Origin of the sequence: Ehrlichia minasensis, assembly GCF_004181775.1 — a bacterium.
In the GTDB taxonomy this organism is placed as follows: Bacteria; Pseudomonadota; Alphaproteobacteria; order Rickettsiales; family Anaplasmataceae; genus Ehrlichia; species Ehrlichia minasensis.
This window is the reverse complement of record NZ_QOHL01000038.1, coordinates 1-5,925: the sequence shown is the minus strand read 5'-3', so window position 1 is coordinate 5,925 and position 5,925 is coordinate 1. Positions and strand designations below refer to the sequence as shown.

Genomic DNA, 5,925 nt, shown 5'->3' with positions numbered 1-5,925 from the left:
ACTCACTCTATACATATATAAAGTAACTCTACAGCTTCATATTTAGTTGGATCTGAAACACTGATTAATTACTAAAACTTAACCAACACAAAACATCTCAACCTTCAAAATTTTAAACATACAAAAGATTTTATTATTTACTCCATACATACAACATAACTCCATAATCCATATTAATAAACTTGAAGTACAGATTAATTACTGCAATTAATTATATAATAAGTAACATTGTTACTCTTTAAATGCCGTAACATACAAAAAACTTAATAATGTATCTATCCATAAGTAACACCATACCGCCATTGTAGTACTAATAGTTCCATATATTCTATAGCATATTTACATTACTAAATAAAAAAGCCTGTATTAAACAAAAAATTACTATTTTGATAAGTTAGCACGCATCATTTTTACTAACACATATTGTAAAACACCACCACTTTTAAAATAATCAACTTCAATAGCGGTATTGAGGTTACAAACTAACTTTATACTTTGACTAACATTATTCTCTTTTCTAAAAATAATACATTCTACTTCTTTATTGATACCAATTTCACCAACAATGCTAATTTCTTCATCCCCTGTTAACTGTAAAGTTTTCCTTGTATCCCCTTCCTTAAACGTTAATGGTAACACACCCATTCCAATAAGATTAGATCTGTGTATACGTTCAAAACTTTCAGCTATTATAGCTTTAATATTTAAAAAGAAAGTGCCCTTAGCTGCCCAATCTCTACTTGATCCACTACCATATTCCTTTCCTGCAATGACAACTAATGGTATGTTATTCCGTTGATAAAGCTGTGATGCATCAAATATTGACATCTCTTCACCAGTAAGTACGTACTTAGTAAATCCGCCTTCACAATCCACCATTTCGTTACGTACACGAATATTAGCAAAGGTTCCACGAGTCATCACATGATGATTCCCCCTCCGTGACCCATATGAATTAAAATCCTGTACTACAACGTTATTTTGTACTAGGAACATACCAGCAGGACTATTCGCAGCAATATTACCAGCTGGAGAAATGTGATCAGTAGTAACGCTGTCACCCAGTAAAGCTAAGATTCTCGCATTACTAATATTAATGTTATTGCTAGTGTTATCTACATCAATAGATAAATTCTTAAAATATGTAGGATTTTGTATATAAGTACTACTCGTATCCCATAGATAAATGTCACTATTAACGTACTTTAAATCTTCCCAATATTTCCCTCCATTAAACACATCTTTATATTTATCAACAAACATCTGTTTATCAATAGTTTTGCCAATAACCTCATTTATTTCATCATTAGATGGCCATATATCACGTAAATACACATGCTTGCCATTATCATCTACAGCTATTGGATCTGAGTTAAGATTAATATCAACAGTACCAGCTAAAGCATAAGCTACAACAAGAGGAGGGGAAGCCAAAAAGTTAGTTCTTATACAAGGATGTATTCTTCCTTCAAAATTACGGTTACCAGATAAAACAGATGCTACTATTAAATCGTTCTTCTTGATATCTTCCTCAATTTCAGAACTCAATGGACCAGAATTTCCTATACAAGTAGTACACCCATATCCAACTAAATGGAACCCTAAAGCATCTAAATCCCTTTGTAACCCAGATTTCACTAGATATTCTGTCACAACTTGTGAACCTGGAGCCAATGAAGTCTTAACCCATGATTTAGCTTTCAGATTCAACATATTTGCTTTGCGTGCAACAAGTCCAGCAGCAATCATAACACTTGGATTAGATGTATTAGTACAACTAGTTATTGCAGCAATCACAACATCACCATTACGCAAAGACCTATTTTCTACATCAATTGTTGTAGGTTTTGAACTTTTCAACAAATTCTGTATAGTCGCTTTAACTTCAGAAAGAAAAATTTTATCTTGAGGTCTCTTTGGACCAGCAATTACAGGCTGTACACTTGCCAAATCAAGTTCTATTATATCATCATAACGTGGTTCCTCTTTAGTATGCCATAAACATTGTTCCTTAGCATAAGATTCCACTAAATCTATTAGCGATAGATCACGTCCTGTTATCTCCAAATACTCCAAAGTTTTATGATCTATAGGGAAGAATCCACATGTAGCACCATATTCAGGAGACATATTAGCAACAGTTGACCTATCAGCAATAGATAAACCACTTAATCCATCTCCATAGAATTCAACAAACTTCCCTACAACACCCTTATTTCTTAAGATATTAGTAATAGTCAACACCATATCCGTTGCAGTAACACCTTCTGATAATTTTCCTGTTAATTTAAAGCCTATAACCTGAGGAATAAGCATAGTAATAGGTTGACCCAACATGACAGCTTCAGCTTCTATACCACCTACACCCCATCCTAATACAGATAAACCATTAATCATAGTAGTGTGACTATCAGTACCGACTAATGTATCTGGATATACCAAATCTCCTTCGTTCCATACAACTTTAGCAATATGCTCTAAATTAACCTGATGACATATACCAGCTCCAGGAGGTACTACACGAAAATTTTTAAAAGCATGTTGTCCCCACTTTAAAAACTTATATCTTTCTAAGTTTCTTTGTATTTCTACAGACACATTTTTATTAAATGCATCTTCTTCACCATAAAAATCAACTTGTATCGAATGATCGATAATTAAATCAACTGGCACTTTAGGATTAATAATATTAGGATTTCCACCATTTTCCCTTACATAATCACGCATCGCAGCCAAATCAACTACTGCAGGTACACCAGTAAAATCCTGCATTAACACACGAGCAGGAGAAAAATTTATTTCGTATTTTACATGTTTATTAACACATTGGGCTAATTTTTTTATATCTTCAAGCCTAACACTATAACCATCTTCATTACGCAGCAAATTTTCAAACAACACTTTTAGTGAATACGGCAACCTAGCAATATCAACACCTAACTTACTGCATGCAGCTTTTAAGCTAAAGTACTCATAACAACCTTTTACTGTAATTAACTTTTTCTTTGAATCAAGAGAATTTAACAATTCCACACTATACACTCCTTTCAACTTAATTTTTCACACAAATAACTAATATCTCAATAGAAATTTTATTATATAACATTAAATCTTTAAGTTAAAGTATTCACAACAATTTCTTATCAGAATTTATAACATATATATTTCTTATCAAGATATAACTTGCAACAATTCAACACTGATTAAAAATACATATAAATTGACTTCTATATTATAAGGTAAAATACCTAATAATATATTTGTTAAATAATGATATTATTTATTCACACCTTAGTTTAAAGCATGTACACATGTTAAATTATATATTACAAATTTTCATCAAAAATTAAGTAAAGTATATTGAAAAGGCTCACACCACACACCCACAAGCTTTTCTACAAAAACAAAGCTTTAACTTCACCTACAGATATCTTTGTGCAACACCCTAAAATTATAAACCTACTAATGTGGTTTTGTATTAACATAAGGACTATCTAATGAAAACACTGGTATATTAACATAGAAAACCTGAGCTGCATCCTCATCCATAAATTGATATTCTCCATGCATCATTCCAGACGGGGTACTCAAATATGCACCACTAGTATATTCAAAAAATTCACCAGGTTTCAAAACAGGTTGCTTCCCTATCACACCAAGACCTGTAACCTCATTGATAATACCAGTTGAATCAATGATTTTCCAACTTCTTCTCAAGAGCTGTACTGTAGAATTACTTCTATTTTTGACTCTAATGTTATATAACCATATATAACAATTCTCATGTGGAGCAGACTGTTCTTCTAAGTAACTTGGAACGACTTTAACTTCAATAAGCTTAGTCATGCTGTAATACTGCAATGTCATAAACAACCCTTAGCTACCTAATAAATGATACACCAACTTTACTAATATATCAATATACAACACCTAAAATTTATGATTTACAATAATTAAAATATTAACTATTGCATAAAATAATCTATTAATTAAGCATTACATTCCACTTTTAACAATACAAATTTCACTTAATTAGTACTATATTGATAGCACGAAAGCAACATACAATAGCATATCTTTTATTTATTTAATTGACTTACTTTTTTTATAAATATTATCATTAATTCTCAGAAATGTAATAATACAAACTTACTATCATGTTACACAACTCACATGTTAGCCCTGGTTCCACAATTGGAATCATAGGTGGAGGACAATTAGGAAAAATGATATCCATAGCTGCAATAAATCTAGGATATAAAACACATCTACTAACTGATAATCAGGATAGTCCATCAGTAAATGTCACTAACAATGTCACAATATTAGATAACTACCATAATAAAGAATTACTGCTTGAATTTGCATCTAGTATTGACATTGCAACACTAGAATTCGAAAACATACCTAGTACTACAATAGACATATTATCACAGAAAACTAAAGTTTATCCAGGTAAAACAGCCTTACACATTTCTCAAAATAGAATAAGAGAAAAACAACATATAAGAAACTTAGGAATTAAAACCGCAGATTTCAGAATAATTGATAACTATGACAATTTAGTACACAATGTTTTGGAATTAGGATATCCTACCATACTCAAAACTACAGAACTAGGCTATGATGGAAAAGGTCAATACCTAATAACACAGTTAGATGATTTAAGCGCTATGTCAACTCTCAATTGGACACAAGAATATATTCTAGAAAAATTTGTCAAAATATATAAAGAAATATCTATTATAATATCAAAAAGTACTAATGGTTCTGTAGAATTTTTCCCAGTAGCAGAAAATCATCACACTAATGGCATCTTAGCAACATCATCAGTTCCTGCATTAATTTCTCAAGAGATAAACATACAAGCAAAGAATATTGCATTACAAATTGCAGAATCTTTCAACTTAGTCGGTATATTAGCAGTAGAATTTTTCATCACAGATGAACAAGAACTTATAGTCAATGAAATAGCCCCTCGCCCGCACAATTCTGGCCACTGGAGCTTAGATGCCTGCAATATTAGTCAATTTGAACAACTAATAAGAGCAATTTGCGGCTTGCCTTTAAAACCTGTAAAGTTACTTTTTCCATGCACTATGGATAATATACTAGGAGATGATATATATAATTACCACCAACATAAAACTAAGATGAATGAAAGTATATATATATATGGCAAAAAAAAAGCTAGTCACAACAGAAAAATGGGTCATATTAACAGGTTAAATCTGAAACATCATGAGGTATAGATTATTTAGATAAAGTCATTTTAATACATAGTAAGCATTAATGATACTTAAATATATAATTAAGTACATATTTTGCTAAGGCAAAAGCTAATGCTTTAACATTAATGGAATTAATATACTATGCTTACCAGATACATTTTCAATTCATACAGAGATATACAAATCCATTCTTGACACCAATTTTCACAAGTATTTTTCAACATACTATCTGTATTTTCAGTAAAATTAACCAGCATTCATATCTACCAGATTCACAATATCTATTGTCAGCAAAAAATCCAATAAATTTACACTCATTTTCTTTTATTTCTTTACACAAAACTTCCGTCAAATTTGATATGAAACAAGTTTCACTACATTCATAAAAAGAATCAACAACTGGTTAGTAATATCTTGAAATTAAGACAACCAATAATCACTCTTCTAATTATATTACCACAATCAATTCATACAAATTTATTACTGATATTAATCTTTATAAGTACTTTCCAAAATATTTCTTATAACTTTCCCAGTAAAATTAATCAGCATTCATATCTACCAGATTCACAATATCCATCGGCAGCAAAAAATCCAATAAATTTATACTTATTCCATTATTATTCTTAAACTTTTATTATCTTTTATAAAAGGTTTATTAACATGAATTATAAGAAAATTCTAGTAAGAAGCG

The 5,925-nt window shown here is 30.6% G+C and carries 3 protein-coding genes; 1 reads left to right on the top strand and 2 read right to left on the bottom strand.

What is annotated here, in order from left to right:
* Nucleotides 1-381 precede the first annotated feature (381 nt).
* Nucleotides 382-3,033, bottom strand: a complete 2,652-nt coding sequence (gene acnA / locus DRF75_RS04825; protein ID WP_129992764.1) for an aconitate hydratase AcnA — start codon at nucleotides 3,031-3,033, stop codon at nucleotides 382-384.
* Between the two features lie 429 nt (nucleotides 3,034-3,462).
* The gene (apaG, locus tag DRF75_RS04820) at nucleotides 3,463-3,867 is read right to left on the bottom strand and encodes a Co2+/Mg2+ efflux protein ApaG (RefSeq protein WP_045170719.1); all 405 of its coding nucleotides are present in this window, start codon (nucleotides 3,865-3,867) and stop codon (nucleotides 3,463-3,465) included.
* A 290-nt stretch (nucleotides 3,868-4,157) separates the two neighbouring features.
* Here apaG and DRF75_RS04815 point away from each other — a divergent pair, with 290 nt between their 5' ends.
* The gene (locus DRF75_RS04815) at nucleotides 4,158-5,252 is read left to right on the top strand and encodes a 5-(carboxyamino)imidazole ribonucleotide synthase (RefSeq protein WP_045170720.1); all 1,095 of its coding nucleotides are present in this window, start codon (nucleotides 4,158-4,160) and stop codon (nucleotides 5,250-5,252) included.
* Nucleotides 5,253-5,925: the final 673 nt, after the last annotated feature.